The organism is Streptomyces sp. A18 (assembly GCF_059026065.1).
Genome location: NZ_JBWLKL010000032.1, coordinates 52,351 through 78,040 on the forward strand (window position 1 = coordinate 52,351; position 25,690 = coordinate 78,040).

Sequence of the window (25,690 nt, forward strand, 5' to 3'; positions counted from 1 at the left end):
CTCATTCGTCCCTACGAGGGTCTAGAGGGTCCGGTGGGGTCAGTTGCCGACGCGGCGGCGCAGGTCCTGGAACGCGGTGTAGTTCGCGATCGTCTCGATCCGTCCGGGCGGCGCGAGCTGCACGGCCTCGTCGAGTGACTCGCAGACCCGGAAGTCAAGGCCCGCGACCTCAAGACGCACGGCGAGGTCCAGCTTGCGGTCGCCGAGCACGAAGATCGGGTGTCCGGCAAGACGCGTGTAGTCGACGTCCCACAGCCAGGAGGTGTCGGTGCCGTCGGCGCCACGGGCGTTCACGGAGAGCACCACCGGGGTGGGCGGCGGGTCGATCAGCGAGAACGTCTCGAGCCAGCCCGCGGGGTTCTTCGCGAGGAGAAGGCGCAGGTCGCGGCCCTGGAACTGCACGACGTCATAGCGTCCGGCGACGGCCTGCACCTGGTACATCCGCTCCAGGGCGACCTGCGGCGGTACGCCGAAGACGGCGGCGACGGCGGCCGACGTGGTCGCGTTCGCCTTGTTCGCGCGGCCCGGCAGCTGCAGATGGATCGGCCAGGCCGAGCCGTGCGGGTCCAGGACGTGGTCGCCGGAGAGCACCCAGCTCGGCGCGGGGCGCCGGAAGCCGCACTCGCCGCAGAACCAGTCGTCGCCGGGACGCTGCATGACACCGCCGCAGGAGGGGCACGACCAGGCGTCGTCCTTCCACTCCTGGCCCGCGGCCACCCACACGACGTTCGGCGACGAGGACGCGGCCCAGACGACCAGCGGGTCGTCCGCGTTCGCGATCACGACCGCCTTGGATCCCGCGAGGCCCTCGCGCCAGTTCTCCGCCATCATGCGGGTCTCGGCGGCGCGGTCCAGCTGGTCGCGCGAGAGGTTGAGCAGCGCGATCGCCTTCGGCTCCACGTCACGGGCGACTCCGGCGAGGTACTTCTCGTCGACCTCGATCACGCCGAACCTGGCGTCCGAGCCGCCCGCGAGGGCCGAGGTGATTCCCGCCGGCATGTTCGCGCCCAGCGCGTTCGACACCACGGGCCCGCTTGCGCGCAGCGCCTCGGCGAGCAGCCGGGTCGTGGTCGTCTTGCCGTTCGTGGCGGAGACGAGCACCACGTCCAGGTGCGTGGCAAGACGCCCGAGCAGGTCGGGGTCGAGCTTGAGTGAGACGCGGCCGCCGATCACCGATCCGCTGCCGCGGCCCGCCGCGCGCGACACCGCCGCGGCCGCCTTGCCCGCCGTCACGGCCAGCTTGGCCCGCGGCGACAGCGGGTCCGTGTTGCCTGCCATCAGTTCTGGATCCTCCTTGCGTACGGCGCCGCGTCTGCCCCCGGCAACGCGATGAACCTCAGCCTATCGAGATCCACTGACTAGCCCGAACCGCGGCACCACCCCGACCCCGGGGCTTTCCAAGGACCGTACCCTTGCGGCCATGCGACACGGCTCGATCCCGGGCGCCTCAGGGCGCGTACGACCCCTGACCCTGCTCGGTGACGCCGTGCTGCACAAGCCGTGCGAGGAGGTCACCGACTTCGGACCCGAACTGGCGCGGCTCATCGAGGACATGTACGCCACGATGTACGCCGCCCAGGGCGTGGGACTGGCAGCCAACCAGGTCGGCGTGAATCAGCGGGTCTTCGTGTACGACTGCCCGGACGACGACGATGTGCGTCATCTCGGGTATGTGGTGAACCCGCGCCTCGTCGAGGTGGACGGGGTCAGCGTGCGCGGGCCCGAGGGCTGTCTCTCGCTGCCGGGCCTCGAAGCGAGCACCCCGCGCTTCGACCACGCGGTGGTGGAGGGCGTGGACAAGCTCGGTGAGCCGGTGCGGGTGCACGGGACGGGCTGGTTCGCGCGCTGTCTGCAGCACGAGTGCGACCACCTGGAGGGCGGCGTCTACACCGATCACGTCACGGGCTGGCGGCGGCGCAGGGTTCTGCGGGCCGCCGCCAAGGCGCCCTGGAGCAGCTGACCTTCGGCGGCCCGTAGGTCCTCAGAAGCCGGGGCCGCCGACGCGGTCGCCCGCCGCGGCGAGCCGTCCCCAGAGCAGATCGGCCAGGCTGCTCACCAATTCCGCGCGCGAGCACGGCCGTTCGCCGAGCCACCAGTCTCCGGCCGCGTGCATCATGCCGACGATGCCGTGCCCCCACACCCGCGCGAGCTGTGCGCTGCCGGGACCGAGGTCGATCCGCTCCTCGATGACCTGCGCGAGCTCCTCGCCCATCCGGCGAAGGACCGGGGCGGAGTGCAGGCCCACGTCGAAGCCCTGTTCGCCGGGGGCGGCGGCGTCCGAGGGGTGCATCAGGAAGCGGTAGACCTGCGGGCGCGCCTCGATCGCCGCGAGGTACGTGTCCAGCGTCCGCTCGACGCGCTCCCTGCGCTCGGCCGGGGCGTCCAGGGCAGCGCGCAGGGATTCCAGGAGTGCGTCCGTGTGCCGCTTGGCGAGCGCGGCGTACAGTCCGCCCTTGTCGCCGAAGTGCCGGTAGAGGATCGGCTTGGTGATCCCGGCCTCGGCGGCGATGGCGTTCATCGACGCGCCGGGTCCGTCGCGCAGGACCACTCGGTCGGCGGCCTCCAGCAACTCGCGCCGCCGGCGCTCGGCAGACCGCTGCTGATCGGTCTGCGGTGTGGTGGTCTCCATAGCGCTTCTCTCCCCGCCCGTGCGATTGCGTGACGCACGCGCAACGTAACACCCCGCGCGCGGGGGCCATCGAACGGGCGGTCGGGAGTTGACATCGGCTACCGGCCGGTAACAGACTCCAGTTACCGCAAGTAACGTACGTCTTCACCGCAGGTCCTGGAGGGGTCATGGCCGAGTTCACCATGGAGCTCAACGACGAACAGAAGGAGGTCCGGGACTGGCTCCACGGGTTCGCCGCTGATGTGATCCGTCCGGCGGCCGCCGAGTGGGACGAGCGTGAAGAGACCCCGTGGCCCATCATCCAGGAGGCCTCGAAGCTGGGGATCTACTCACTGGACTTCTACGCCCAGCAGTTCTTCGACCCCACGGGCCTGGGCATTCCGATGGCCACCGAGGAGATCTTCTGGGGTGACGCGGGCATCGGCCTGTCCATCATGGGCACGGGCCTGGCCGCCGTCGGCGTCCTCGCCAACGGCACCGAGGAGCAGATCGGCACCTGGATCCCGCAGATGTACGGCGACGTGAACGACGTAAAGGTCGCCGCCTTCTGCTCCTCCGAGCCCGACGCGGGCTCGGACGTGGCGTCGATGCGCACCCGCGCCGTCTACGACGCGGCCAAGGACGAGTGGGTCCTCAACGGCACCAAGACCTGGGCGACCAACGGCGGCATAGCCAACGTCCACGTCGTCGTCGCGGTCGTCGACGCCGAGCTCGGCTCCAAGGGCCACGCCTCCTTCATCGTCCCGCCGAACACCCCCGGCCTCTCCCAGGGCCAGAAGTTCAAGAAGCACGGCATCCGCGCCTCGCACACCGCCGAGGTCGTCCTGGAGGACGTGCGCGTTCCCGGCCACTGCCTGCTCGGCGGCAAGGAGAAGCTCGACGAGCGCCTCGCCCGCGCCCGTGAGCGCGCCAAGACCGGCGGCGAGCGCGTGAAGAACGCCGCGATGGCCACCTTCGAGGCGTCCCGCCCGGCGGTCGGCGCCATGGCCGTGGGCACGGCGCGTGCCGCGTACGAAGAGGCACTGGAGTACGCCAAGACGCGTACGCAGTTCGGTCGCCCGATCATCGACAACCAGGGCGTCGCCTTCCAGCTGGCCGACATGGCTACGCAGATCGACGCAGCCCGTCTGCTCGTCTGGCGCGCCTCGTGGATGGCGAGCACGGGCAAGAAGTTCGAGTCGGCCGAGGGCTCCATGTCCAAGCTGTACGCGAGCGAGGTCGCCAAGAAGGTCACCGCGCAGGCGGTGCAGATCCTCGGCGGCAACGGCTTCACGCGTGAGTACCCGGTGGAGCGCATGCACCGTGACGCCGCGATCTACACGATCTTCGAGGGCACGAGCGAGATCCAGCGTCTGGTGATCGCTCGTACGTTGTCGGGGATGCCGATCCGCTAGTAAGCCGTCCGCTGGAACGCAATCCGCGTGCCAGTGCGCACACCATCCGCCCCTGTCGCTTCTCTGCGGCAGGGGCGGTCTGCGTGTGTGGCCTGTGTCGGCTCACGTGTCGGCTCACGTGTCGGCTCACGGCACCGGGGGAGATAGGCAGGAAGAGTTGCAAGTTTACCTGTCTATCTCGTACGGTCGAGAACATGAGCGCACCCTCCGACGACCCCACCCCCGAGCAGATCGCCGCCGATCTGTCGAACGTCGTCCGGCGGCTCGTGCGGCGCCTGCGCGGCGTGACACCGGCGACCGGACTCAGCCCCTCGCAGCGTTCCGTGCTCGCCCGCCTCGACCACGCGGGCCCCGCCACCACGGCGGGCCTCGCCCGCGAGGAGTTCGTCCGCCCCCAGTCCATGCGCCTGACCGTGGGCGCGCTCGAGGACATGGGGCTCGTCGAGCGCACTCCCGATCCCGACGACGGGCGGCAGTCCGTCGTCTCCGTGACCGATCAGGGGCGTCGCACCCTCACCGAGATGCGGGCCGCCAAGCACGACTGGCTCTCGACGGCCCTCGCCGACGGACTCGACCCGGCCGAGCGCCGCCAACTGGCCGATGCCATCGTGCTGTTGGAGCGGCTGGTGCAGAAGTGAGGACAGACCCGGACGCCCCGGCCCGCCCGGCGGCGGGCGAGCGTCCCGCCTTGGGGGCCAGGCTCACCGCTCCCCTCCTCCTCGGCTCGCTGCTCAACCCGCTCAACACCACGATGATCTCCACCGCCCTTGTGGCGATCGGCCACGGCGGACGGGCCACGGGCCGCAGACGCGAAGGGCGGCGGGGCCGGCGCACTCGACCCGCTCGGGATACTGCTCTTCAGCTCCGCGCTGACCTGCCTCGTCGTCTTCCTGCTCGACCTGGCGCACCCCACCGCGGGGCTGCAGCGCACGGCACAGTACATCGGCGCCATCGCGGCGTCCGGCCTGATCGGTCTCGCCTACGGGCAGCGGGCCGACGACGCCGGGCCGCACCTCATGGCCGCGGTCGGCACCGTCCTGGCGCTCGCCCTGGTCGCCCTGACCCTCGCGGACCGGGCCCTGCGCGCCCGCCCCTGACCGACTCCCAAGCCCCGCCCACGCAAGAAACACTCAAGAAGCAGGCAAGAAAGAGGTCCGCACCATGACCGCCACCGCCCTTGACGCCACCACGGCCCTCGTCCTCGTCGACCTCCAGAAGGGCATCACCGCCCTTCCCACGGCCCACTCCTCGGGGAAGGTCGTCGAGCGGTCCGCCCGCCTCGCCGACGCCTTCCGCGCACACGGCCTGCCCGTCGTCCTGGTCCGGGTCACCGGCGGCGCACCCGGGCGCACCGAAGGGCCCGCCCGCGGCAGCGACGTACCCGCCGACTGGGCGGACCTGGTCCCCGAACTCGGCCGCCAGGACGGCGACATCGTCGTCACCAAGCAGCAGTGGGGCGCCTTCTACGGCACCGACCTCGACCTCCAGCTGCGCCGCCGCGGCGTCACCCAGGTCGTGGTCGCCGGCATCGCGACGAGCATCGGTGTCGAATCGACGGCCCGCGCGGCGCACGAGCACGGTTACCACGTCACCATCGCCGTCGACGCCGTGACCGACATGGACGCCGACGCGCACCGCAACAGCCTCGAGAAGATCTTCCCGAGGCTCGGTGAGACGGACACGGCGGAGGCGATCGCGAAGCTGTTGCCGACCGCCGTCTGACCCGGGTCGCTCACGTCGCTACGGCTGATACACGTACGGCGTCGTCACGCTCAGCGGCACGAATCCCAGGCGCCGCAGGATCGGGCGGCTGTCGTCGGAGGCGTCCACCTGGAGATAGCGGTAGCCGCGTTCGGCGGCGATACGGACGCGGTGGGCGATCAGGGCGCGGTAGATGCCCTTGCCCCGCCACTCGGGTGCGGTGCCGCCGCCCCAGAGACCGGCGAAGTCGGTGCCGGGGCAGAACTCCATCCGGGCCGAGCTCACCGGGATTTCGCCCGCCATCGCGACCACCGCGACGACGGTGTCCGGGGTCTCCGTCAGCTGGGTGAGGACCCGCTTGGCGAGGCGCTCGCTGAGTCCTGAACCGTCCTCGCCGAACGCCACCTCGTGGGCGTCCGCCATCAGCCGCACGCCGGACGCGTCCGTCACCGGCAGCAGCCGTACACCGTCGGGCAGTTCGGGCTCCGCCGGCAGGTCGGCGACCTCGGCCACCATCACGGTCTCCGGCGGTTCGGGGACGAAGCCCGCCGCCCGCAGGCGGTCGGCGAGGTCGGCCGGGCGGTCGTGGGAGTGCAGCTTCCACTCGAACTCGCGCCCCAGAGACGTGAAGTACCGCACCTGCTCGGCGATGACGGCGTCCACCGCGGCCGCGTCGGCGTCCGCGATATCCGCCCAGTGGACGCCGTTCCAGTCGTGTTCCGCGCCGATCTGCCGGACGACGGCCCCGGCGCGCTCGACCCGCGCGTCAGGGCTGTCCGTCCGCGCGTCGCGCCGGATCTGCCGGTCGTACGCCGCCAATACCGTTTCGTGATTCATGCGGGCACTTCACCAGCGGTGGCGCGGCGCGACAACCGAATTTCCGCGGGGCCGGGGGTCACGTACGCGAGCCGATGGCCACCGGGGGTGGGGTACCCCTGGTCACGCTTGCCAGTGGCAGCGCAGCGCCGCGGTGGCGAAGCCGGGTCCGAAGGCGACCATGACGCCGCGGGCGCCGTCGGCCGGGGGCGCGGCTGTGTGGACGCGCTCAAGCACCCGGAAAACGCTGGCTGCACCCATGTTGCCTTCATCGACGAGGGTGGCCAAGGAGTGGCGGGTCTCGTTGGCTTCGAGGCCGAGTATCTGCGCGGTGTCAGCGATGATGCGATGGCTGCCGGGGTGGATCACTGCGAAATCGACAGGCTGCGGCCCGAGCCAGTCGGTGAGGGCCGGGAGGGTTTCGGCAACAGTGGACGGAGCTTGCTTGGTGGAGTCGAAATGCATGCCGCTCGCGTCGAGTCGACCCCTGTACCGGTCGAGGCTGTCGGGCAGTACGTGCTCGAAGGTGTCCGCAATCGCCAGTCCGGAACTCAATGGAGTGCCGGACACCACCGCGGCGGCTGCGGCATCGGCGAACAACGCTTTGTAGATCATCGATTCGATGGTGGTGGCGGAGTGGTTGTAGGAGGTGGAGAGAACTTCCGCCGCCACAACCAGCACCTTGCTGTCCGGCCGGGTGGCGACGAGATCCGAGGCGCGGATGAGGCTCTGGACGCCGCCGGCACAGGCAACGGTCGTCAGTGCGACCCGGCGTACGGTTGGTCGCAGACCGAGCCGGGCGATGAGGTGGACGTCGAGGTTGGGCACGGCCCAGCCGGTGGAGTGCGTCGTGACAATCGCGTCGATGTCTCCTGCGGCCAGGCCTGCCGCACCGAGGGCCTTCACGGCGGCCTGTTCGGACAGGGAGACGGCATCGTCGAATGCGGCCTGAGTGCGCTCGTGGACATCTGCGGAGCCGGAGACCGTAGGGGAGCTCAGAGGGCGGGTGAAGTGACGAGTCTTTACGCCGCAGTTGCTGATGACACGCAGGATCGCAGCAAGCCGCGGGTGATCGCGATGGTGGGCGCGTATGTCGTCAGCGATCTCGTCGGTGGTGACCTTGTGGGGCCCGAACACGGTTCTGGGGCTGGAGACGAAGGAAGGCACGATTGCTCCCACGGGGCTAGGGCGGGCGGGTGCCGTTCAACGTACTTGACGAGGCTGAATCTGTACCCTATCCACGGTCGCGAGGTGCGCGGCAGCAGACGGGTCGTCAGTCGGCTCGCAGTACTCGCGCGCGTGTGTGGTTGCGCTGTGCTCCTGCCTTGAATATGAGGATGAACAAGCGTGAACCGGGCGCCGCCATGGGCTGTGCCGCACAGATCGACACCCAGCCCGGCCCCTGTTGGGCGTGCCTCAGGGGGCGTTCGTGCCCGTCAGGATGGATCAGTGCGCCGTCGGTCTCGTAAAGGGGGGCCATCTCTGGATCTGTGAGGACCTCCTTCTCGATCTGGCGGAGAATCTCGTCGTCCGGTCGCGAGGTGAGAGCGGCGCGAAGCTGCGGCAGGACCATCGGTGCCCACGAGTTGCGCCAGTCTGTCAGTGATTCCCGGCCAATGCGGTCAAGGAGCATCCACCGCATGGTGTTGGTCGGCACGTTGCCTTGAGAGAACAGTGAGGCGAAGGCATCGTTGTGCGCGAGCAACTCCCAAGAGGCATCGGTGACGTAGGCCATGTGCCTGATGCCGTCCACGGCCTCCCGCCACACGCCGGCGATCTCCTTGCCGGATGACGAGTACAGCGGCCCCGGCGGATCCTGCAGCAGCGCGAAGCGGTTGAGGGACACCCACTCCTGCTCATTGAGCCCGAAAAGTCGCGCGACATCCCGCAGCAGCGAGGTAGGCGGATTCGGATAACTCCCCGACTCCAGACGGTGATACGTCCCGATGGCCCGGTGCAAGAGCTGGTCGACCTGGTGCTGCGAGAGGCCGCGGGCCCGTCGCCCCTGGCCCGTTGGGCGGCTGAAGCCGTGTGATTCAGGGGCAATGAGGGCGCGTCGTTCGCGGAGCAGAGCGCGGAGCGCCGTCTTGTTCATGGTGGGTAATCCCTCTTGGTGCCAGCCGAGTTGAGCATCAGCAGTCTAAATATTCACACCAGCTTTGGTAGTAAAGATTGCCCGAAGAAAAACGATCAGTCGATGCGGCATCATGGACGGAGCGGGACCACCGACCTGCGAGTTCCAACGTCGGTGGGCACGCGGACACAACTGTGGGGCATCTTGACCGGGGAGCTTGAAATTGGCTGAAATTCCTCGGCGTTGGGTACCCCCTGGGCCCACGGGGCCGCTGCGGGAAGAGTATGGATCGGTTGTTCGTATTCCGATGCGTGTGGTCGGAAACGTCGCACTCGGGACGTACGACGCATGACTTCCCGGATCGGTTCCTGGGCACACTGGCTGCGGCCGGTGCCGTCACTCGCCATTACGTAGCGGCCACGGTACCGGCCGCCCGCGGTTGTCCCCGGGCGAGCCCCTCATCCTGCGGGAAGCTGCTCCTCGGCCCGCGCCAGGATCTCCGTCACACGCAATCCGAACCGCACGTCACAGGAGTGCGGCCGCCCCGATCGCGCCGCATCGACGAGCGCGTCGACCGCCGAGCGGAACGCGTCGAGGGCCCCGCCTCCCGACGGCATCAGAGCCGTCCCCGCCTCGCCCCGCAGCTCCACCGTCACCCCCGAAGCCTTCGCCGGCGTGGTCAGGCTGAGCGCCGCCGTGCTCGACGCCCCGCCGCTGTGCCGCAGGATCAGATGGACCAGGTCCGCCTGACCTGCCACGGCCGTCACATCGGTGACATCCCCGAGCACCGGCATCAGGACGGACAGGGCGTGCGGGCCCACGTCCCACAGGCCGCCCCGCCGCGCCCGCCACGGCGAGGAGAACGGGCTCGTCCCGTCCGGTGAGTAGAACGAGCTGTACCAGTCGGCGCGCCCCGCGAACCAGCCCTCCGTGACCGACTGCTCCGCCACCCAGGCCGACGTCGGCCCCGCGAAACGCAGCGTGAAGAAGACGACGGACGCCACCTGGGCGGCTTCGGCCGCCGCGGCGATGTCGCGTGCCGCGGCCACCGTCGTCGCCACCGGCTTGTCCAGGAGCAGATGACAGCCCGCCGCGGCGGCCCGCGCCGCCAGCGGTGCCTGGACGTCCGGCGGCACGGCGAACGCCACGGCGTCGCTCGCCGCGAACAGCTCGTCCACGTCCCCGTACGCCGTCGTGGCGTGCGCGGAGGCCAGCGCGGCCGTCGCGTCGGGCCTGCGCCCCCATACGCCGCCGAACTCCACGTCCGGGTGCGCCGCGAGCGCCGGAGCGTGCGTGGACGAAGCCCAGGGGCCCGTGCCGACCAGTCCAATTCGCAGTCTCTTCATGTGCGGCATTATGGCTGAGTCCATACCGGTCGATGATGGCGACGGCCAGTGCCCGCAAGGTGGTTGGCCACTCTTCGCTGTCGTCTCCGAGGGGCGGGTGGCTTGATCTCGTATCCGAACTCGGCAGTAGTGAAAGCCCATTCACCCGCTATGGTGAATTCTCATTCACTTCGCTTCGATCTCATTCACTTCTCTGCACTTCGTGCCCGCGCTGGAGTGATCATGAAGTTCGCCCCGATATCTTCCGCAGATAGCGCAGGCATATGCGCCCGACTGACGGTTCCGGTCCTGGCCTTCGGCGGCATTCTCATGGCGGTCACGCAGACGGTGGTCGTGCCGCTGCTCCCCGATCTGCCGCGCCTGACGGGGAGTTCACCGGGCGCGGTGTCCTGGCTGGTCACCGCCACCCTGCTGGCCGGCGCCGTGCTCACGCCCGTGCTCGGCCGGGCGGGCGACATGTACGGCAAGCGGCGGGTGCTGCTCACCGCGCTCGCCCTGATGACCGCGGGCTCCACGCTGTGCGCGCTCACCTCCGACATCCGGCTGCTGATCGCGGCCCGAGCGCTGCAGGGCGCGGCGGCAGCCGTCGTACCGCTGTCCATCAGCATCCTGCGGGACGAACTCCCGCCGGAGCGCACCGGTTCGGCGGTGGCCCTGATGAGCTCGACGGTGGGGATCGGGGCGGCGCTCGGCCTGCCGCTCGCCGCGCTGATCGTGCAGTACGCGGACTGGCACGCCATGTTCTGGGCCACGAGCGCGCTTGGCGCCATCGGTCTTGCCCTCGCCTGGCTGACCGTACGCGAGTCGCCGGTCCGCTCGCCGGGGCGCTTCGACACGTGGGGTGCGCTGGGTCTCGCCGCCGGCCTTGTCTGTCTGCTGCTCGCGGTGTCGCAGGGCGGGCAGTGGGGGTGGGGCAGTGCGCCCGTACTCGGCCTGTTCGCCGGAGCGTTCGCCGTCCTGGCCGTGTGGTGCAGGCAGCAACTCCGGTCGAAGCAGCCGCTGGTGGACCTGCGCCTCGCGTTAGGGCGGCGCGTGGCGCTGCCGCATGTGGCGGCGCTCCTCGCCGGGTTCGCCTTCTACGCCAACTCGTTGGTGACCGCCCAGCTCGTGCAGGCGCCCGTCGCGAGCGGCTACGGACTCGGCCTCTCGATCGTGGCGACGGGTCTCTGTCTGCTCCCCAACGGCCTGATCATGCTGGTGCTCTCGCCCGTATCGGCCCGCGTCTCCACCGCGTACGGCGCCCGCGTGACGCTGGCCGTCGGGGCGGCCGTCATCGCGCTCGGCTATGTCGTACGCATCGTCGACAGCCGTCACCTGTGGGCGATCGTCCTGGGGGCGGCCGTGGTCTCGGTGGGTACGACGTTCGCGTACTCGGCCCTGCCCACCCTGATCCTGCGGGCGGTGCCCCTCGCCCAAACCGCTTCGGCGAGCGGAGTGAACGTCCTGATGCGCACCATCGGGCAGAGCGTGTGCAGCGCGGCGGTCGCCGCGGTGCTCGTCCGGCACACCGCCACGCTCGACGGGGTGCGGGTGCCGACCCTGCTCGGCTATCACGTGGCCTTCGCCATGGCCGGAACCATCGCACTCGTCGCCTGCGCGGCGGCCCTCGCCATACCCTCGGACCCGTCACCGGACAGCCCGGAGCGGACCGCCGGGCGGCCAGGACCCATGCAGGAGACGGCCCTGGAAGGAAGAAGCTGACGCCTTGAACACCCCTGACGCCACGACCACTTCGGCCTCCGGCGCGGCATCGGAACCCGAGCCGCGTGCCACCGGACCCGAGCGGCCCGCCACCGGACCCGAGCCGCGCGGCACCGGTCCCGCGCCATGTGCCACCGGACCCGCGCGCCGCGACGCCGAGGCGACGAAAGCCGCCATCATCCGCGCCGCCCGTTACCTCCTCGCCCGGCACGCGCACGCCGACATCACGCTCAAGGCCGTGGCCGAACGGGCCGGCGTGAGCGCGCCGTTGATCCTCAAGTACTTCGGCAACAAGGACGCGCTCTTCGCCCGCGTCATGTCCTTCGAGGCCGACGTCGAGGCCCTGCTCGACGCGCCCCTTCCCGCACTGGGCCACCACATGGTGCACCACCTGCTGACCGGCCAGGCCCAGCACGGCGCCGACCCCATCCTGCGGATCGTCTTCGCCCCGCTCCACCGCGAAGAGGGGGACACCCTGCGCACCAACTTCCGTACGCAGGTGGTGGATCGCCTCGGCGAGCGCCTCGAAGGGCCGGACGCGGGCGTCCGTGCCGAGCTCGCGGTGGGCACCCTGCTCGGGCTCGGCGTGATGTACGGAATAGCCCGCGGACCGCACTTACGCGGCACGGCGATCGCCGAGATCGCCGAGCGGTACGCGCCCACCGTGCAGGCCTTCCTCACGCCTCCCCGAGCGTTCCCGTGACAGCCTCCGTGGGGTCGGTCCCCGGGACGGGACTCGTCCTCCCCGCGCAGGAGCGCGGGGAGGTCCCTTCCGTTCGCTCGTCGACGTGCGGTCCCTGGAGGCGCGTCCGGCGCACGTGCTGCTTCATCTGCGTATGGTCGACCGTGCGGTCGCGCTGCGTGCGGTGAAGCTGATGGCCGCCCCCTGGACGCGGGAGGCCGCGCCGTCGGGTGCGTCCCCATCGACATCTGGGGCCCCTCGCACTCCGGGGCCCCGACGACTTCTGGAATGGAGAACGCGTGAGTGAACGAGATGAACGCCCCGCTCTGGCGCGCGAGTTGGGCATGGAGCCGCATCCGGAAGGCGGCTGGTACGTCGAGACCTGGGCCTCCGACCAGTCCTTCACGCCCGCCGGCTACCCCGGCCCGCGGACGGCGGCCACCGCCATCTACTTCCTGCTCTGCCCGGGTGAGGAGTCCCGCTGGCACGTGGTGCGCTCCGACGAGATCTGGCTGTGGCACCGCGGCGGGCCCCTGGACCTGCACCTGGGAGGTGACGGCGAGTTCCCCAAGGAGGGTGCGGCGCCCATGCGTCTGGGGCCCGGTGTCGAGCGCGGCGAGCGCCCGCAGATCCTGGTGCCCGGCGGCGTGTGGCAGGCGGCGCGCCCGACCGGTGACGAGCCGGTCCTGGTGAGCTGTGTCGTCGCGCCCGGCTTCGACTACGCGGACTTCCGGCTGGCGGACTGACGCGGCTCGGCCGCCGGGGCGTTCCGCGGCGAGCACACCACCGTGGCCGCGGAGTCCTTCCCCCGGTGCACGACCGCGACGGCCGCGAGCCCGACGGCGAGGCCCAACGCCGTCTGTACGCCGAAGGGTTCGCCGAACATCAGGGCACCCCACAGGGCCGTCACCGGCGCCATCAGGAACATGAGCGTGTTGACCTGCGTGACCCCGGAACGCCGCAGGATCAGCCAGTAGAGCCCGTACCCGCCGAAGGTGGAGAGCGTCACCAGCCAGCTGATCGCCACCCAGAACGACGCCTCCGCCGGTGGGATCGCGGCGCCGGATCCCACCGCGAGCGCCGTGAAGATGACGGCGCTGGTCACGCAGTGGACCGTCATGGAGACCGCCGGTGCGACCGGACGGGGCGAGCGACGGTCCAGGAAGGTCGCCGCGACCAGCGAGAACATCCCGAGGAACGGCACCAGGTAGGCCCACGAGGGAGCGTCGGTGCCGCCCGTGGCATCCGCCGCGGTCACGATGACGACTCCGGCCACGCCGAGCCCGAGCCCCACCCACTGGGTGCGCGAGACGTACTGGCCGAGCAGCGGCCCGGCGAGCGCTCCCGCCACCAGCGGCTGTGTGCCGTCGATCAGGGCGGTGGTGCCGCTGGAGACGCCGAGCTGTATCGCGTAGTACACGGTGAGCAGATAGCCGCTCTGCGACAGCGCCCCCACCACCGCCTGCCGCAGCGCGTCACGTGCCGTGAGCCCCCGCCAGGACGCCCGCGTCACGGTGAGGGCGACGACCGCGAGCACGAGGGCCAGTGGCAGGAACCGCCACATCAGGACCGTCACCGCGGACGCGCTCCCGGCGCCGAGCTTGGCTCCGATGAATCCCGAGCTCCAGGTCAGTACGAACGCGATCGAGAGCAGGACGTTCATGGCGTTCCTCCGATGGTGGCCGTGGTCCCGACAGGGCCGTCAGGAACGGGCGACCAGGTATACAGATCGGTTTACTCGCGATCGAGTATACAGATCGGTCTACTATGGAGGCATGAGTGACAGGGTGAGCGAGATCGCGAAGGCCGCAGCGGGCTCAGGGAGCACGCCGCGCAGGATCGTCATGACGCCGGGTGCGCGCCGCGCCCTGGACGCCGCGAGCGCGCTGTTCTACGAGCGCGGCATCCACGCGGTCGGGGTGGACCTCATCGCCGCCGAGGCCGGGGTCACCAAGAAGACGCTCTACGACCGGTTTGGCTCGAAGGAGCAGCTCGTCGTCGAGTACCTGGCGGCCCGCGACGAGCGCTGGCAGGCCTTCCTCGCCCCGTACGTCGAGGCCGCGACCACTCCGCGGGCCAGGATCCTGGCCGTTTTCGACGCCTCGCGCGACTGGGCCGACGAGAACAGCGGCAAGGGGTGCAGCATGGTCAACGCGCATGCCGAGATCAGTGACCCCGCGCACCCCGCGTACCGGGTCATCACCGGCCAGAAGGCCTGGATGCTCGCCCTGTTCACCGGCCTCGCCCGCGACATCGCGCCCCGGCGGGCGTCCAGGCTCGGCCGCAGCCTCATGTTGCTGCACGAGGGCGCCCTGGTCGCGCACGGCCTGCGCATCTTCCCGGACGCGATCGAGCAGGCCCGCGATGATGCGGCGGCGCTGCTCGGTGCCGCGTCGCGCGAGGACTCCACTGCTGGATGAAACCGCAGGTGGGAGCCCCTTTGGGGAAGTCTTTGCCGTTGGCCGGAATGTGCCGTTCCGTGTTGCCGGCTCATTGACCGTACGCAGTCGCGGGGCGCACGCTGACGATATAGCTGCTGTCTACACCTAGTTCCTCGGGTGACGGCGCACGGCAGCGTGAAGCAGGAGGTAGCGCATGTGTGGCATAACTGGCTGGGTCTCCTTCGACCGTGATCTGCGGTCCGTCTCCGGCACCTTGGACGCGATGACCGAGACGATGTCCTGCCGCGGCCCCGACGACCGCGGTACCTGGATCGAGGGCCCGGCCGGACTCGGGCACCGCAGGCTCGCCATCATCGACCTGCCGGGCGGGCGCCAGCCCATGACCGCGCGGACGCCGCGCGGCACCGTCGCCCTCGTCTACTCGGGCGAGACGTACAACTTCACCGAGCTGCGCCGCGAACTGACCGGCCGCGGCCACCGGTTCACCACCGACTCCGACACCGAGGTCGTGCTGCGCGGCTATCTGGAGTGGGGCGAGGCGGTCGCCGAGCGGCTCAACGGGATGTACGCGTTCGCCGTGTGGGACGGCAGGCACGACAAGCTCGTCATGATCCGCGACCGGATGGGCATCAAGCCCTTCTACTACTACGAGACCCCGGACGGCGTCCTGTTCGGCTCCGAACCCAAGGCGATCCTCGCCAACCCGCTGGCCCGCGCCCGGGTGACCACCGACGGTCTGCGGGAGCTCTTCACCTTCGTCAAGACACCCGGCCACGCGGTGTGGGACGGCATGAACGAGGTCGAACCGGGCACCGTCGTGACCGTCGACCGCTCCGGCCTGCGCCGCCACGTCTACTGGCAGCTGGAGACCCGGCCGCACCCCGACGACCAGGAGAGGTCCGTGGCCAAGGTGCGCGAGCTCCTCGACGACATCGTGCGCCGCCAGCTCGTCTCCGACGTGCCGCGCTGCACCCTGCTCTCCGGCGGCCTCGACTCCTCGGCGATGACCGCGCTCGCCGCGCGGCAACTCGGCGAAGCGGGCGAGACCGTCCGCAGCTTCGCCGTCGACTTCGTCGGGCAGAGCGAGAACTTCGTGGCCGACGCGCTGCGGTCGACCCCGGACACGCCCTACGTGCACGACGTGGCCAAGGCCTCGGGCACCGATCACCGCGACATCGTCCTGGACTCACACGCCCTCGCCGACCCCGAGGTCCGGGCCAAGATGATCCGCGCCCGCGACCTGCCCATGGGCTTCGGCGACATGGACGCCTCGCTCTACCTCCTCTTCCGGGCGATCCGCGAGCACTCGACGGTCGCGCTCTCGGGGGAGTCGGCGGACGAAGTCTTCGGCGGCTACCTCCAGTTCTTCGACGAAGAGGCCCGGGGCGCCGACACCTTCCCCTGGCTGGTGAAGTTCGCCGAGCAGTTCGGCGACGACGCCGACGTCCTGCGCCCGGACCTGACCGCCGCGCTCGACCTGCCCTCGTACATCCGGCAGAGCTACGACACGGCGGTCGCGGGAATCCGGCGCCTCGAAGGCGAGAGCGACTTCGAGTACCGGATGCGCAAGATCTGCCATCTGCACCTGACCCGGTTCGTGCGCGTCCTGCTCGACCGCAAGGACCGCGCGAGCATGGCCGTCGGCCTCGAGGTGCGGGTGCCGTTCTGTGACCACCGCCTGGTCGAGTACGTGTACAACGCCCCCTGGTCCCTGAAGTCCTTCGACGGCAGGGAGAAGAGCCTCCTGCGAGAGGCGACGGCGGACGTCCTGCCGCGCTCCGTGTACGACCGCGTGAAGAGCCCCTATCCCTCCACGCAGGACCCCAAATACGCGATCGCGCTCCAGGAGCACGTCAAGGACCTCCTCGCCGAGCCCGACCACCCGGTCTTCGGCCTCGTCGACCGGGACCGGGTGACGCGGGCGGCGAACCGTGACGTACCGCAGATCACCCAGGCGTCCCGGCGCGGACTCGAACGCACGCTGGACCTCGCGCTCTGGCTCGAGCTGTACCAGCCGGAGATCTCCCTGACCTGAGCGGCACCGCTGAGGGTGTCACTGCCCCGAGCAGCTGCGGACCGCGGGCTGCGGTGGAACCCGCCCCTCGGGGCGGGGCTCCACCGCGGCCGACGCGGTGGTCGCCAGGGTGTCGAGGAACCGCTGGAGCGCGGGCGCGCCACCGGGGCCCAGGCTCCGGCGGACGGGCGGCACGGCGGCCGGAGCGCCGGAGCCGCGCCGGGCGCCGGCGGTGGGGCAGGGGAGTTCCGCCGTGTCGACGGTCACGGCCCGGCGTATGAACTCGTCGACCGGGAGGCCGAGGTGGTCCGCGTTCCGCTGGACCGCTTCGTACTCGTCGGGCGTGAACAAGACCTGCACAGGCTTGGCACCGTCCATGAACGCATGATGCCGTCCGAGGGGTGCGGCGTGCGGTGCGGTTGGCATATTCGCGCTCGAAGGCGTGAAACGGAACGGGACGGACATGAACGGTCGCAAAGAGAGGTAGGCCCCGACCGGACGGGGGAATCGCGATCGGGACCTACGTACTGTTCAACGGTGAACCAACGGTCGGTGTTCCCAGGTGGGACGCTTGTCGCTGTGAGCTGCATTACGTGCCAGGCGGTGTCGAGAGGTGGAGGTACCGCCCCCCGGTCTCGGGCCGCACGCCCAACGCGCCGTCAACGGGTGGTGGGGTTTCGCGCGACGCGGAACCCCACGTCGTCGATCCGGAACGTCGGGTGGCTGCGGCGCCGCACCGAGGCCCGGCAGCTCCAGTGCTCGTCGAACCACCCACCGCCACGGAGCACCCGGTAGGTGCCGTACACCTCGGGGTCGTAGAGGTCCCAGCACCACTCCCACACGTTGCCCAGCATGTCGTGCAGGCCCCACGCGTTGGGCTGCTTGCCGCCCACCTCGTGGATCCGTCCCGCGCCGTTGCCGCCGTACCAGGCGACCTCGTCGAGCGGCCCGTACCGCGCGCCGGTCGTACCGGCCCGGCACGCGTGCTCCCACTCGGCCTCGGTCGGCAGCCGGTAGCCGTCCGCGGACGCGTCCCACTCGGCGCCCTCATCGGCGCCGAGCCGGTAGGCGGGGGTCAGCCCCTCCCGCAGGGACAAGGCGTTGCAGAACCGGACCGCGTCCAGCCAGGAGACGCCCTCGACGGGCAGCCGGTCGCCGTGCGCGGTGCTCGGCCGTTCACCGGTGACGTCCGCGTACTGCTCCTGCGTGACGGGGAACGCCGCCAGTTCGTGGGCCGCGACCTCCACCGGCCACCTGCGCTGTGTCCGCCGGTCCGACAGCGTCACCTGACCGGCCGGGACGCTGATCATCTCGTTCTCCGTACTCATGGGACAGCAGGACTTACGGCAGGAATCACGGGGACAGCAGGCGGGCCGCACGCATCTGCAGGTAGCGCGTCTCGGGAACGCTCAGCGTACGCTTGGCCGCCAACTGGTAAGCCGTGCGGGCCGCTTCGGTGTCGCCCGCCCGCTCCAGGAGATGGGCGCGCACGGCGTCGAGCCGGTGGTGGCCCGCCAACCGGCCTTCCAGCGCTGCGACTTCCGCGAGCCCGGCCCGCGGACCGTGCACCATGGCGACGGCCACGGCCCGGCTCAGTTCGGCCATGGGCTCGGGCGCACGGCGTACGAGGAGGTCGTAGAGGGCGAGGATCTGCGGCCAGTCGGTGTCGTCGGCGCGCGCAGCCTCGTCGTGCAGCGCGGCGATCGCCGCCTGCAACTGGTAGGCGCCCGCCGGGCCTTGGGACAGCGCCTTCTCGACGAGCGCGGAGCCCTCGTCGACCGCGCGCCGGTCCCACAGTGTGCGGTCCTGCTCGTCGAGCGGGATGAGCTCACCGTGCGGCCCCGTGCGGGCGGCGCTGCGGGCCTCGGTGAGCAGCATGAGCGCGAGCAGCCCGGTCACCGCGCCCTCCTCGGGCAGCAGTGTGCGCACGGACCGGGTGAGCCGGATCGCCTCGCGCGCCAGATCCGCGCGGTGCAGCGCGCTGCCGGAGGTCGCGGTGTAGCCCTCGTTGAAGATGAGGTAGAGCACCTGGAGCACGACCGCGAGCCGCTGATCACGGTCCTCGGGGCCGGGCTGCCGGAAGGGCACCCCCTTGACCTTCGCCTTCGCCCTGCTGATCCGCTGCGCCATCGTCGCCTCGGGCACGAGATGGGACCGGGCGATCTCGGCCGTGGTCAGACCGCCCACGGCACGCAGCGTCAGCGCGACCTGCGCGGCCGGGCTCAGCCCGGGATGGCAGCACAGGAAGAGCAGGGTCAGGGTGTCGTCGTCGGACGGCGCACGGCTCTCGCCCGGCGCGGGCGCCGTGAAGGAGTCCCGCGGAGACAGCTGGGCGGCCTCCTCCTCACGTCTGCGCCGCGCCTCGTCGCTGCGCAGCTGGTCCATGAGCCGCCGCGACGCGACCCGGATCAGCCAGCCGCGCGGATTCTCGGGAACGCCCTGCTCGGGCCACTGCCCCGCCGCGGCCAGGAGCGCCTCCTGCACGGCGTCCTCGGCCTCGCCGAAGTGCCCGTACCGGCGCACGAGCGCGCCGAGGACCTGCGGCGCGTGCAGGCGCAGCAGGTCCTCGACCGTGGGTGTGCTGTTCAGGACGCGTCTTCGAGGCCGCCCATGATGGGGCGGATCACCACGGGGTAGTTGGGCGCGCCCTCGGGAATGGGGCACTGCTGGATGCGGTTGGCGATCTCCGTGACGCGGTCCAGGCTCGCGCAGTCCAGGACCCAGTACCCGGCGAGTACTTCCTTCGTCTCGCCGTAGGGACCGTCCGTGATGACCGGGCGGCCGTCCTTGTCCACGTCGACCAGCCGGGTCTGCGCGGGCTCGGAAAGGCCCTGCCCGTCGACGATCTCACCGGACTCGGCCAGGTCGTCGTTGAGCGCGCCCATGAACGCGAACATCGCCTGCAGGTCCTTCTCGCTCCACGCCGGGCTCGTCGCGTTCGCCTTGCCGCTCTGCGCCTCGTAGTCCGCCTGCGTTCCCTGAACCATCACCAGGTACTTCATGATGTCGCCCCTCGGCTTGTGCGGTGGTCACCCCTTGTGGGCAACTCTCACAGGGGACGTCGGAGCGGACGACCCGTTCTCGACATTACGCCGGAACTTTTTTGATGCCCTGCCGAAACCGCGTCCAGGGCCGCCCACACCGGCCTCGCCGACCAGGACGTTTCGGTGGTCGCCGAATCGAAGCGCGGCTACGGTCCGGGCATGACGTATGCACAGCGAGCCGACCAGTTCCGCGCCCTGCACCGCACCGGAGAGCCCCTGCTGCTGCCCAACGCCTGGGATCACGCCTCTGCCGCCGCGCTCGCCCACGGCGGCTTCGCCGCGATCGGCACCACCAGCCTCGGGGTGGCGGCCGCCGCAGGGAAGGCGGATGCCACGGGCGGCACGCGGGAGGAGACGCTGAGCCTCGCGCGTGGCCTCGCGCGGCTACCGGTGCTGATCACCGTGGACATCGAGGGTGGCTTCAGCGACCGGCCCGACGAGGTCGCGGGGCTCGCGGTGGAACTCGTCCGTGCGGGCGTCGTGGGCGTGAACATCGAGGACGGGCGCCCCGACGGGACGCTGGCCGACACGGAGCCGCAGTGCGACCTGATCCGCGCCATGAAGGAGGCGGCCCCCGACTTGTTCGTCAACGCCCGCACCGACACGTACTGGCTGCGCGCCGGGGGAGCGGGGGAGACCGAGCGCCGGGCCGCGGCCTACCAACAGGCGGGCGCGGACGGCCTGTTCGTACCCGGCCTCCAGGAGGAGAAGGTCATCGCGGGGTTGATCGATGGGGTGATCGCCGTCCCGCTGAACATCCTCTTCGCGCCCGGCGCCCTGACGTACGGGCGTCTGGCGGAGCTCGGCGTGCGCAGGGTGAGCAGTGGCTCGCTGCTCTTCCGCGCGGCCCTGCACGGAGCCGTCGAGGCGGCGCTCTCCATCGCCCGGGGTGGTGCGGTGGCCGAGGGCCTGCCCTCGTACGCGGATACCCAGGGGCTCTGCGCGGCGTACGGCGAGGGGGACTAGCGACTAGCGGGGCACTCCGTCCTCGTCCGACTCACCGCCCCTGTTGCGTTTCTCGTCCCCGTGCCCCGGCCACCACGCCGCGTGCCCGATCAGGGCCGTCAGCGCGGGCGTGAAGATCATCGCCATGACGAAGGCGGCGATGAGGATGCCGAAGGAGAGGGAGAAGCCCATCTGGGAGAGCGTCGAGTTGCCCGCGAGCATCAGCGTCGCGAACGTGCCCGCGAGGATCACGCCCGCGGAGCCGATCGTCGGGCCCGAGTGGCGCACCGCCGTGCCGGCCGCGTCGTGCGGGGTGCGGCCCTCGCGAGCCTCCTCGCGCAGCCGCGACACCATCAGGATGTTGTAGTCCGTGCCGAGGGCGACCACGAACAGATACATGATCACGGGCAGCATGAACATCAACCCGGGCTGGCTGCCGATCTGTTGGAACAGCAGCGAGGTCGCGCCGAGCGTCGCGCCGAAGCCGAGCGCGACGGACAGCATCAGGTACCAGGGCGCCACCAGGCTCCGCAGCAGCAGGCCGAGGATGACCATGATGGCGAGTGCGGCCACCGGGAAGACCACCGAGTAGTCCCGGTCCACGGCCTTGTTGATGTCGACGTACACCGCCGTCGTCCCGCCGACGAGTGCCTCGGTGCCGGCCGGGGCGTCGTCGTGGGCGATCGGACGCAGGCGGTCCTTGACGGTCTCCAGGGCCTTGTCGGACGCGGGCGGGTCCGAGAGGATCACGGAGAACGACGCCGTCGTACGGTCCGGGCTCAGGCGGGGAGCGGAGACCTCGCCCACGCCCTGGACCTCGTCCAGCTGTCCGCGGAAGGCGGCCGTGCGCGCTGCCGGGAGCGGTCCTTCGTCCGCCGACGTGAGGTAGACGAAGGTCGGGTCGGTGGTGCCGGCGGGGAAGCCCTTCTGGAGGTTCTTCAGGGCGACCATCGACTCCTTGTCCTTGGGCAGCGAGGAGCCCGCCAGGTCGAAGTTGGCCTTGTAGCCGAGGGCGCCCAGGGTGAGCGCGCCCATGAACAGTGCCGACACCAGGGCCCAGATCGCGGGCTTGCGGGCGATGGACGTGCCGAGCCGGGCGAATCCGGTGCCCTGCGGCTCCCGCTGCCAGGACTTGGAGGGCCAGAACACCTTCGTGCCGAGCAGCGAGACGACGGCGGGGACCAGCGTGAGCCCGGCGAGCAGCGTCACGAAGACCGCGATGGCCAGGGCGGGGCCCATCGACCGCAGCATGCCGAGCGAGGAGAGCGTCAGGGCGGCGAACGCGACGATGACGGCGCCTGCCGCCGATGTGATCGCCTCGCCGACCCGCTCGACGGCATGGACCATGCCGCTCTTGGGGTCCTCGCCCGCCCGTAGCGCCTCTCGGTAGCGGAAGAGCAGGAACAGGATGTAGTCCGTGCCGACGCCGAACAGGACGACGGTCAGGAGTTCCTGGATGGAGGAGTCGGCCTTCATGTCGAAGGCCTTGTTCGCGGAGGCGATCAGGCCGGTCGCCATCGGCGAGATGAGGCCGATCAGGACCACGGGGAGCAGCGCGATGATGGGGCTCCGGAAGATCACCAGGAGCAGCACGATGATGATCACGATGGTGCCGACCCCGACGAGCAGTCCGGCCCGCTCCGACGCGTCGCTCTCGTCGAGCGCCTGGGCGGCGGAGCCGGTGATCCCGGCGGACAGGTCGGTGCCCTTCAGCTCGGGCTCGAGATCGGACCGCAGTTCCTTCACCGCGTCCTGCTGCGCCGTGTCCTCGGGGTTGGTGATCTTCGGCATCGCGACGACCGAGGTCTGCACGAGCTTGTTGGGCGAGACCGCGCCGGGCACGACCGCCTGCACCTCGGGGATCTTCTGGGCCTGCAGCCCCTTCGAGACGCGTGCGACGTCCGCGGAGTCGGCCGCCGTCAGCTTCCCGCCGTCGGAGCGCTGGAAGACGATGATCGCGCCGACGTTCTGCTGTTTGGGAAACTCGGCTTCCTGCACGTCCGCCGCGCGGATGGACTCGTAGTGGTCCGGCAGGAAGCTCGCCTCGTCGCTGCTGGAGGTGAGTTTCGGCGCCAGGGAGATCACGGCACCGGCCACCACGACCCACGCCAGGATGATCCACCAGGGGCGGCGGACCACGAATCGGCCCAGGCCAGAGAACATGCTGTTGCCTCTCCCTCGCCCCCGAGGCGTAGCGATGCGTTCTGACCAAGGATCTTCCGGACCCGGCGGCCCCGCCACTTGAGCCGTTCGGCTCAACGGCGGGGCAGCCCGGGTCGCCCGAGGGGGGCGGGGTGGCCTGGGGGCCGTCAGAAGTTGATCATGTGCCCGGCCAGGCCGTGCACCGCTTCCTTGACCGCCTCGCCGAGCGTCGGGTGCGCGTGGACGTTGCGCGCGACCTCGTGCACCGTCAGGTCCCACTGCTGGGCCAGGGTCAGCTCGGGGAGCAGCTCGGTGACGTCCGGGCCGATCAGGTGGGCGCCGATGATCTCGCCGTACTGGTCGTCGCTGATGATCTTCACGAAGCCGACGGTGTCGCCGAGCCCGTGCGCCTTGCCGTTCGCCATGAACGGGAACTTGGCGACCTTGACGTCGAAGCCCTTCTCCTTCGCCTGCGCCTCCGTCCAGCCGAAGCTGGCGATCTGCGGCTGGGAGTAGGTGGCGCGCGGGATCATCGGGTAGTCGAGCTCCATCGTCTCGGCGCCGGAGAGGGTCTCGGCGGCCACGACGCCCATCGCCTCGGCGGTGTGCGCGAGCATCAGCTTCGCGGTGACGTCACCGATGGCGTAGATGTGCGGCACGTTCGTGCGCCCGCGCCCGTCGATGTCGATGGCGCCGCGCTCGGTCAGCGCCACGCCCGTCGCCTCAAGGCCGAAGCCCGCGACGTTCGGCGCGAAGCCGATGGCCTGCAGGACCTTGTCCGCCTCAAGGACCTCCTGCGCGCCGTCCTTGCCCGTCACGGTCACCTTGACCTTGGCGCCCGACTCGTCGATCGACTCGACCCGGGTCGAGGTCTTCACGTCGATGCCGAGCTTGCGGTACTGCTTGGCCAGCTCCGTCGAGACGTCCGCGTCCTCCAGGGGAGCGATGCGGTCGAGGAACTCGACGATCGTGACCTTCACGCCGTAGTTGTGCAGGACGTAGGCGAACTCGATGCCGATGGCACCCGCGCCCGCGATCACGATCGACTCCGGCACGGAGTCGGCGAGGATCTGCTCCTCGTACGTCACCACGCGCTCGGAACGCCGCGTGCCAGGCAGCAGCTTCGGCGTGGCGCCCGTGGCGATGATGCAGTTCTCGAACGTGATCGTGTCCGTGGAGCCGTCCGACTTGGCCACCTGGAGCGTGTTCGCGTCGACGAACGTGCCCCGGCCGTCGAACTCCGTGATCTTGTTCTTCTTCATCAGGAAGTGGACGCCCTTGACGCGGCCGTCCGCTACCGTGCGGCTGCGGTTGAACGCCTCGCCGTAGTCGAAGGACACGTTGCCGTCGACCTTGATGCCGTACGTCTTCTGCTCGTGCGTGAACAGGTGCGCCAGCTCGGCGTTGCGCAGCAGCGCCTTGGTCGGGATGCAGCCGACGTTGAGGCAGACACCTCCCCAGTACTTCTCCTCGACGACCGCTACCCGCTTGCCCAGCTGGGCGGCGCGGATGGCGGCCACATAGCCGCCCGGTCCTGCTCCGAGCACGACGACGTCGAAGCGGTCTTCCATGGGGAGGTCCTCTCTGGTGGTACGTATCCGGTGGTACGTGACTCGCGCACGTCCGATCATGCGGCATCCGGCCGCCTCGCGGGCGGTCGGGTGTCCGATGTCATGCCGACCGCCCCGGGCCATGAACTCAACCGCCGCCGTGGGCCCGCGGGTTGGCGATCGGTACCGGATTCACCCGGCCGTGGGCCACGGGATAGTGTCGCCGCGACGGAGCAGAAACCCATGTCCCTCTGGGAGAGGTGGAGAACGCGCTGTGACCGCAGACGACAACGCCGAGAGACCGTCCATACCCTTCGACGTGCCGACGTCGGCACGCGCCTACGGCTGGATGCTCGGCGGCAAGGACAACTACGCGGTCGACCGCGACTTCCTGCTGCGGACGCTGCCCGACTTCCCCGAGTGCGTCGACATCGCCCGGCAGAACCGCGAGTTCCTCTTCCGCGTCGTGCGCCATCTGACCCGGGCGGGGATCCGCCAGTTCATCGACATGGGCTGCGGACTGCCCACCGACGACAACGTCCACCAGGTCGCCCGGCGCTTCGCTCCGGACACCCGCGTCGTCTACGTGGACATCGACCCGATCGTCCTCGCGCACGGCAGGGCGCTGCTCGCCGACGACTCCACCACCACCGTCATCAAGGGCGACATGCGTGACCAGGACGAGATCCTCGGCCACCCCGACATGGCCCGCCTCATCGACTTCGACGAGCCGGTCGCGGTGCTCTTCCTCTCGGTGGTGCACCACCTCACCGACGCCGACGGCCCGCGCCGCGTGCTGCGCACGATCATCGACCGGGCGGCGCCCGGCAGCTACCTGGGCCTCTCGCAGGTCGTCGCCGACGACCCGGCCCGCGGCGCCGCGATGAGCGCGCACATCTCCGGCGGCGGCGTCCCCTGGCAGACCCGCACCCCCGCCGAGCTCGACGCGCTCCTGGACGGTCTTGAGCCGGTCGAGCCCGGCCTGGTGAACCTGGTCGACTGGCGCCCGGACGCCGACCAGCCCCCGCTCGCCCCGGTCCACGAGGACCTCGCCCCCTACCTGGGCGCCACGGAGCACAACAAGGGGATCTACGAGTACGGGGGTTTGCTCCGCAAGGCATAGCCATACACAATGGCGTGCATGATCCAGCACCTGACCGCCGCCGTGAGGACCTTCGGGGTCCCGTGGCGGCGCGGGTGCGAGCGATCGGGTCGCTAGCTGCCCGGGTCCTTCTCCCCGCAGCCACCCC

The 25,690-nt window shown here is 70.4% G+C and carries 25 protein-coding genes and 1 pseudogene; 13 read left to right on the forward strand and 13 right to left on the reverse strand.

All coding sequences use genetic code 11. From position 1 onward, the window contains the following. Positions 1–39: 39 nt before the first annotated feature. On the reverse strand, positions 40–1,278 hold the full coding sequence (locus tag AC5P1C_RS33565; protein WP_344519320.1) for a MurT ligase domain-containing protein: 1,239 nt from the start codon (positions 1,276–1,278) through the stop codon (positions 40–42). A 142-nt stretch (positions 1,279–1,420) separates the two neighbouring features. Here AC5P1C_RS33565 and def point away from each other — a divergent pair, with 142 nt between their 5' ends. After that, the gene (gene def / locus AC5P1C_RS33570; protein WP_493869742.1) at positions 1,421–1,960 is read left to right on the forward strand and encodes a peptide deformylase; all 540 of its coding nucleotides are present in this window, start codon (positions 1,421–1,423) and stop codon (positions 1,958–1,960) included. A gap of 21 nt (positions 1,961–1,981) precedes the next feature. Here def and AC5P1C_RS33575 read toward each other — a convergent pair whose 3' ends face one another. Beyond that, positions 1,982–2,629: a TetR/AcrR family transcriptional regulator gene (locus AC5P1C_RS33575; RefSeq protein WP_493869743.1), complete on the reverse strand. Its 648-nt coding sequence runs from the start codon at positions 2,627–2,629 to the stop codon at positions 1,982–1,984. A gap of 167 nt (positions 2,630–2,796) precedes the next feature. Between AC5P1C_RS33575 and AC5P1C_RS33580 the strand changes: the two genes are divergently transcribed. The 5 genes and pseudogenes from AC5P1C_RS33580 (at position 2,797) to AC5P1C_RS33600 (ending at position 5,745) form a co-directional block, all read left to right on the forward strand. Next, complete coding sequence (locus tag AC5P1C_RS33580; protein WP_493869744.1) at positions 2,797–4,023, forward strand: acyl-CoA dehydrogenase family protein; 1,227 nt, start codon at positions 2,797–2,799, stop codon at positions 4,021–4,023. 194 nt (positions 4,024–4,217) lie between these two features. Further along, the gene (locus AC5P1C_RS33585) at positions 4,218–4,661 is read left to right on the forward strand and encodes a MarR family winged helix-turn-helix transcriptional regulator (protein ID WP_493869745.1); all 444 of its coding nucleotides are present in this window, start codon (positions 4,218–4,220) and stop codon (positions 4,659–4,661) included. After that, positions 4,658–4,807, forward strand: a pseudogene (locus AC5P1C_RS33590) (MFS transporter); the annotation flags it as partial. The gene AC5P1C_RS33585 and the pseudogene AC5P1C_RS33590, both read left to right, overlap by 4 nt. Further along, entirely contained in the window at positions 4,791–5,120 is a 330-nt protein-coding gene (locus AC5P1C_RS33595) for a hypothetical protein (protein ID WP_493869779.1), read from the forward strand. The pseudogene AC5P1C_RS33590 and the gene AC5P1C_RS33595, both read left to right, overlap by 17 nt. A gap of 64 nt (positions 5,121–5,184) precedes the next feature. After that, positions 5,185–5,745 carry an isochorismatase family protein gene (locus AC5P1C_RS33600; protein ID WP_493869746.1) on the forward strand — a complete coding sequence of 187 codons (561 nt, stop codon included), beginning with the start codon at positions 5,185–5,187 and terminating at the stop codon, positions 5,743–5,745. Positions 5,746–5,763: 18 nt separating this feature from the next. Here the strand turns inward: AC5P1C_RS33600 and AC5P1C_RS33605 are convergent, their stop codons facing one another. From AC5P1C_RS33605 to AC5P1C_RS33620, 4 genes are all read right to left on the reverse strand, one after another. Next, positions 5,764–6,561, reverse strand: coding sequence for a GNAT family N-acetyltransferase (locus tag AC5P1C_RS33605; protein ID WP_493869747.1), 798 nt, complete (start codon positions 6,559–6,561; stop codon positions 5,764–5,766). Between the two features lie 102 nt (positions 6,562–6,663). Then, a complete protein-coding gene (locus tag AC5P1C_RS33610) occupies positions 6,664–7,707 on the reverse strand; it encodes a 3-oxoacyl-[acyl-carrier-protein] synthase III C-terminal domain-containing protein (protein WP_493869748.1) in 1,044 nt (347 codons plus the stop codon). 106 nt (positions 7,708–7,813) lie between these two features. Then, the gene (locus AC5P1C_RS33615) at positions 7,814–8,635 is read right to left on the reverse strand and encodes an MmyB family transcriptional regulator (RefSeq protein ID WP_493869749.1); all 822 of its coding nucleotides are present in this window, start codon (positions 8,633–8,635) and stop codon (positions 7,814–7,816) included. Between the two features lie 437 nt (positions 8,636–9,072). Beyond that, entirely contained in the window at positions 9,073–9,960 is an 888-nt protein-coding gene (locus tag AC5P1C_RS33620) for a Gfo/Idh/MocA family protein (RefSeq protein WP_493869750.1), read from the reverse strand. A 222-nt stretch (positions 9,961–10,182) separates the two neighbouring features. On the opposite strand from AC5P1C_RS33620, the gene AC5P1C_RS33625 reads away from it, so the two are divergent. The 3 genes from AC5P1C_RS33625 (at position 10,183) to AC5P1C_RS33635 (ending at position 13,089) form a co-directional block, all read left to right on the forward strand. Beyond that, on the forward strand, positions 10,183–11,661 hold the full coding sequence (locus AC5P1C_RS33625) for an MFS transporter (protein ID WP_493869751.1): 1,479 nt from the start codon (positions 10,183–10,185) through the stop codon (positions 11,659–11,661). Positions 11,662–11,665: 4 nt separating this feature from the next. After that, entirely contained in the window at positions 11,666–12,364 is a 699-nt protein-coding gene (locus tag AC5P1C_RS33630) for a TetR/AcrR family transcriptional regulator (protein ID WP_493869752.1), read from the forward strand. Positions 12,365–12,642: 278 nt separating this feature from the next. Continuing rightward, a complete protein-coding gene (locus tag AC5P1C_RS33635) occupies positions 12,643–13,089 on the forward strand; it encodes a cupin domain-containing protein (protein ID WP_493869753.1) in 447 nt (148 codons plus the stop codon). Here the strand turns inward: AC5P1C_RS33635 and AC5P1C_RS33640 are convergent. Next, positions 13,062–14,006, reverse strand: a complete 945-nt coding sequence (locus AC5P1C_RS33640) for a DMT family transporter (RefSeq protein ID WP_493869754.1) — start codon at positions 14,004–14,006, stop codon at positions 13,062–13,064. The genes AC5P1C_RS33635 and AC5P1C_RS33640 overlap by 28 nt on opposite strands. 181 nt (positions 14,007–14,187) lie before the next feature. Between AC5P1C_RS33640 and AC5P1C_RS33645 the strand changes: the two genes are divergently transcribed. Continuing rightward, complete coding sequence (locus AC5P1C_RS33645) at positions 14,188–14,763, forward strand: TetR/AcrR family transcriptional regulator (protein WP_493869776.1); 576 nt, start codon at positions 14,188–14,190, stop codon at positions 14,761–14,763. 175 nt (positions 14,764–14,938) lie between these two features. Then, positions 14,939–16,780 carry an asparagine synthase (glutamine-hydrolyzing) gene (gene asnB, locus AC5P1C_RS33650; protein WP_493869755.1) on the forward strand — a complete coding sequence of 614 codons (1,842 nt, stop codon included), beginning with the start codon at positions 14,939–14,941 and terminating at the stop codon, positions 16,778–16,780. Between the two features lie 18 nt (positions 16,781–16,798). Here the strand turns inward: asnB and AC5P1C_RS33655 are convergent, their stop codons facing one another. The 4 genes from AC5P1C_RS33655 to AC5P1C_RS33670 all read right to left on the reverse strand — a co-directional run bounded on the left by AC5P1C_RS33655 (position 16,799) and on the right by AC5P1C_RS33670 (position 19,761). Next, positions 16,799–17,137 (reverse strand): plasmid mobilization protein, encoded by a 339-nt coding sequence (locus AC5P1C_RS33655; RefSeq protein ID WP_493869756.1) that lies wholly within the window; start codon positions 17,135–17,137, stop codon positions 16,799–16,801. A 281-nt stretch (positions 17,138–17,418) separates the two neighbouring features. After that, on the reverse strand, positions 17,419–18,087 hold the full coding sequence (locus AC5P1C_RS33660; RefSeq protein WP_493869757.1) for a formylglycine-generating enzyme family protein: 669 nt from the start codon (positions 18,085–18,087) through the stop codon (positions 17,419–17,421). 25 nt (positions 18,088–18,112) lie between these two features. Then, on the reverse strand, positions 18,113–19,348 hold the full coding sequence (locus AC5P1C_RS33665; RefSeq protein ID WP_493869777.1) for an RNA polymerase sigma factor: 1,236 nt from the start codon (positions 19,346–19,348) through the stop codon (positions 18,113–18,115). Further along, positions 19,345–19,761, reverse strand: a complete 417-nt coding sequence (locus AC5P1C_RS33670) for a YciI family protein (RefSeq protein ID WP_493869758.1) — start codon at positions 19,759–19,761, stop codon at positions 19,345–19,347. The genes AC5P1C_RS33665 and AC5P1C_RS33670 overlap by 4 nt, the downstream gene beginning before the upstream one ends. Before the next feature lie 201 nt (positions 19,762–19,962). Between AC5P1C_RS33670 and AC5P1C_RS33675 the strand changes: the two genes are divergently transcribed. Continuing rightward, the gene (locus AC5P1C_RS33675) at positions 19,963–20,769 is read left to right on the forward strand and encodes an isocitrate lyase/PEP mutase family protein (protein ID WP_493869759.1); all 807 of its coding nucleotides are present in this window, start codon (positions 19,963–19,965) and stop codon (positions 20,767–20,769) included. Positions 20,770–20,772: 3 nt separating this feature from the next. Here the strand turns inward: AC5P1C_RS33675 and AC5P1C_RS33680 are convergent, their stop codons facing one another. Both AC5P1C_RS33680 and lpdA read right to left on the reverse strand, forming a co-directional pair. Beyond that, on the reverse strand, positions 20,773–22,911 hold the full coding sequence (locus tag AC5P1C_RS33680; protein WP_493869760.1) for an MMPL family transporter: 2,139 nt from the start codon (positions 22,909–22,911) through the stop codon (positions 20,773–20,775). Positions 22,912–23,057: 146 nt separating this feature from the next. Continuing rightward, on the reverse strand, positions 23,058–24,461 hold the full coding sequence (gene lpdA, locus AC5P1C_RS33685) for a dihydrolipoyl dehydrogenase (protein ID WP_493869761.1): 1,404 nt from the start codon (positions 24,459–24,461) through the stop codon (positions 23,058–23,060). A 253-nt stretch (positions 24,462–24,714) separates the two neighbouring features. On the opposite strand from lpdA, the gene AC5P1C_RS33690 reads away from it, so the two are divergent. Then, positions 24,715–25,563, forward strand: coding sequence for an SAM-dependent methyltransferase (locus AC5P1C_RS33690; RefSeq protein WP_493869762.1), 849 nt, complete (start codon positions 24,715–24,717; stop codon positions 25,561–25,563). Positions 25,564–25,690 lie beyond the last annotated feature (127 nt).

Excerpts from the sequence above, each read along its gene's own strand:
- AC5P1C_RS33565 (WP_344519320.1), bottom strand. The coding sequence starts at position 1,278 with ATGGCAGGCAACACGGACCCGCTGTCGCCGCGGGCCAAGCTGGCCGTG.
- def (WP_493869742.1), top strand. The coding sequence starts at position 1,421 with ATGCGACACGGCTCGATCCCGGGCGCCTCAGGGCGCGTACGACCCCTG.
- AC5P1C_RS33575 (WP_493869743.1), bottom strand. The coding sequence starts at position 2,629 with ATGGAGACCACCACACCGCAGACCGATCAGCAGCGGTCTGCCGAGCGC.
- AC5P1C_RS33580 (WP_493869744.1), top strand. The coding sequence starts at position 2,797 with ATGGCCGAGTTCACCATGGAGCTCAACGACGAACAGAAGGAGGTCCGG.
- AC5P1C_RS33585 (WP_493869745.1), top strand. The coding sequence starts at position 4,218 with ATGAGCGCACCCTCCGACGACCCCACCCCCGAGCAGATCGCCGCCGAT.
- AC5P1C_RS33600 (WP_493869746.1), top strand. The coding sequence starts at position 5,185 with ATGACCGCCACCGCCCTTGACGCCACCACGGCCCTCGTCCTCGTCGAC.
- AC5P1C_RS33605 (WP_493869747.1), bottom strand. The coding sequence starts at position 6,561 with ATGAATCACGAAACGGTATTGGCGGCGTACGACCGGCAGATCCGGCGC.
- AC5P1C_RS33615 (WP_493869749.1), bottom strand. The coding sequence starts at position 8,635 with ATGAACAAGACGGCGCTCCGCGCTCTGCTCCGCGAACGACGCGCCCTC.
- AC5P1C_RS33620 (WP_493869750.1), bottom strand. The coding sequence starts at position 9,960 with ATGAAGAGACTGCGAATTGGACTGGTCGGCACGGGCCCCTGGGCTTCG.
- AC5P1C_RS33625 (WP_493869751.1), top strand. The coding sequence starts at position 10,183 with ATGAAGTTCGCCCCGATATCTTCCGCAGATAGCGCAGGCATATGCGCC.
- AC5P1C_RS33640 (WP_493869754.1), bottom strand. The coding sequence starts at position 14,006 with ATGAACGTCCTGCTCTCGATCGCGTTCGTACTGACCTGGAGCTCGGGA.
- AC5P1C_RS33645 (WP_493869776.1), top strand. The coding sequence starts at position 14,188 with ATGACGCCGGGTGCGCGCCGCGCCCTGGACGCCGCGAGCGCGCTGTTC.
- asnB (WP_493869755.1), top strand. The coding sequence starts at position 14,939 with ATGTGTGGCATAACTGGCTGGGTCTCCTTCGACCGTGATCTGCGGTCC.
- AC5P1C_RS33655 (WP_493869756.1), bottom strand. The coding sequence starts at position 17,137 with ATGGACGGTGCCAAGCCTGTGCAGGTCTTGTTCACGCCCGACGAGTAC.
- AC5P1C_RS33660 (WP_493869757.1), bottom strand. The coding sequence starts at position 18,087 with ATGAGTACGGAGAACGAGATGATCAGCGTCCCGGCCGGTCAGGTGACG.
- AC5P1C_RS33670 (WP_493869758.1), bottom strand. The coding sequence starts at position 19,761 with ATGAAGTACCTGGTGATGGTTCAGGGAACGCAGGCGGACTACGAGGCG.
- AC5P1C_RS33675 (WP_493869759.1), top strand. The coding sequence starts at position 19,963 with ATGACGTATGCACAGCGAGCCGACCAGTTCCGCGCCCTGCACCGCACC.
- AC5P1C_RS33680 (WP_493869760.1), bottom strand. The coding sequence starts at position 22,911 with ATGTTCTCTGGCCTGGGCCGATTCGTGGTCCGCCGCCCCTGGTGGATC.
- lpdA (WP_493869761.1), bottom strand. The coding sequence starts at position 24,461 with ATGGAAGACCGCTTCGACGTCGTCGTGCTCGGAGCAGGACCGGGCGGC.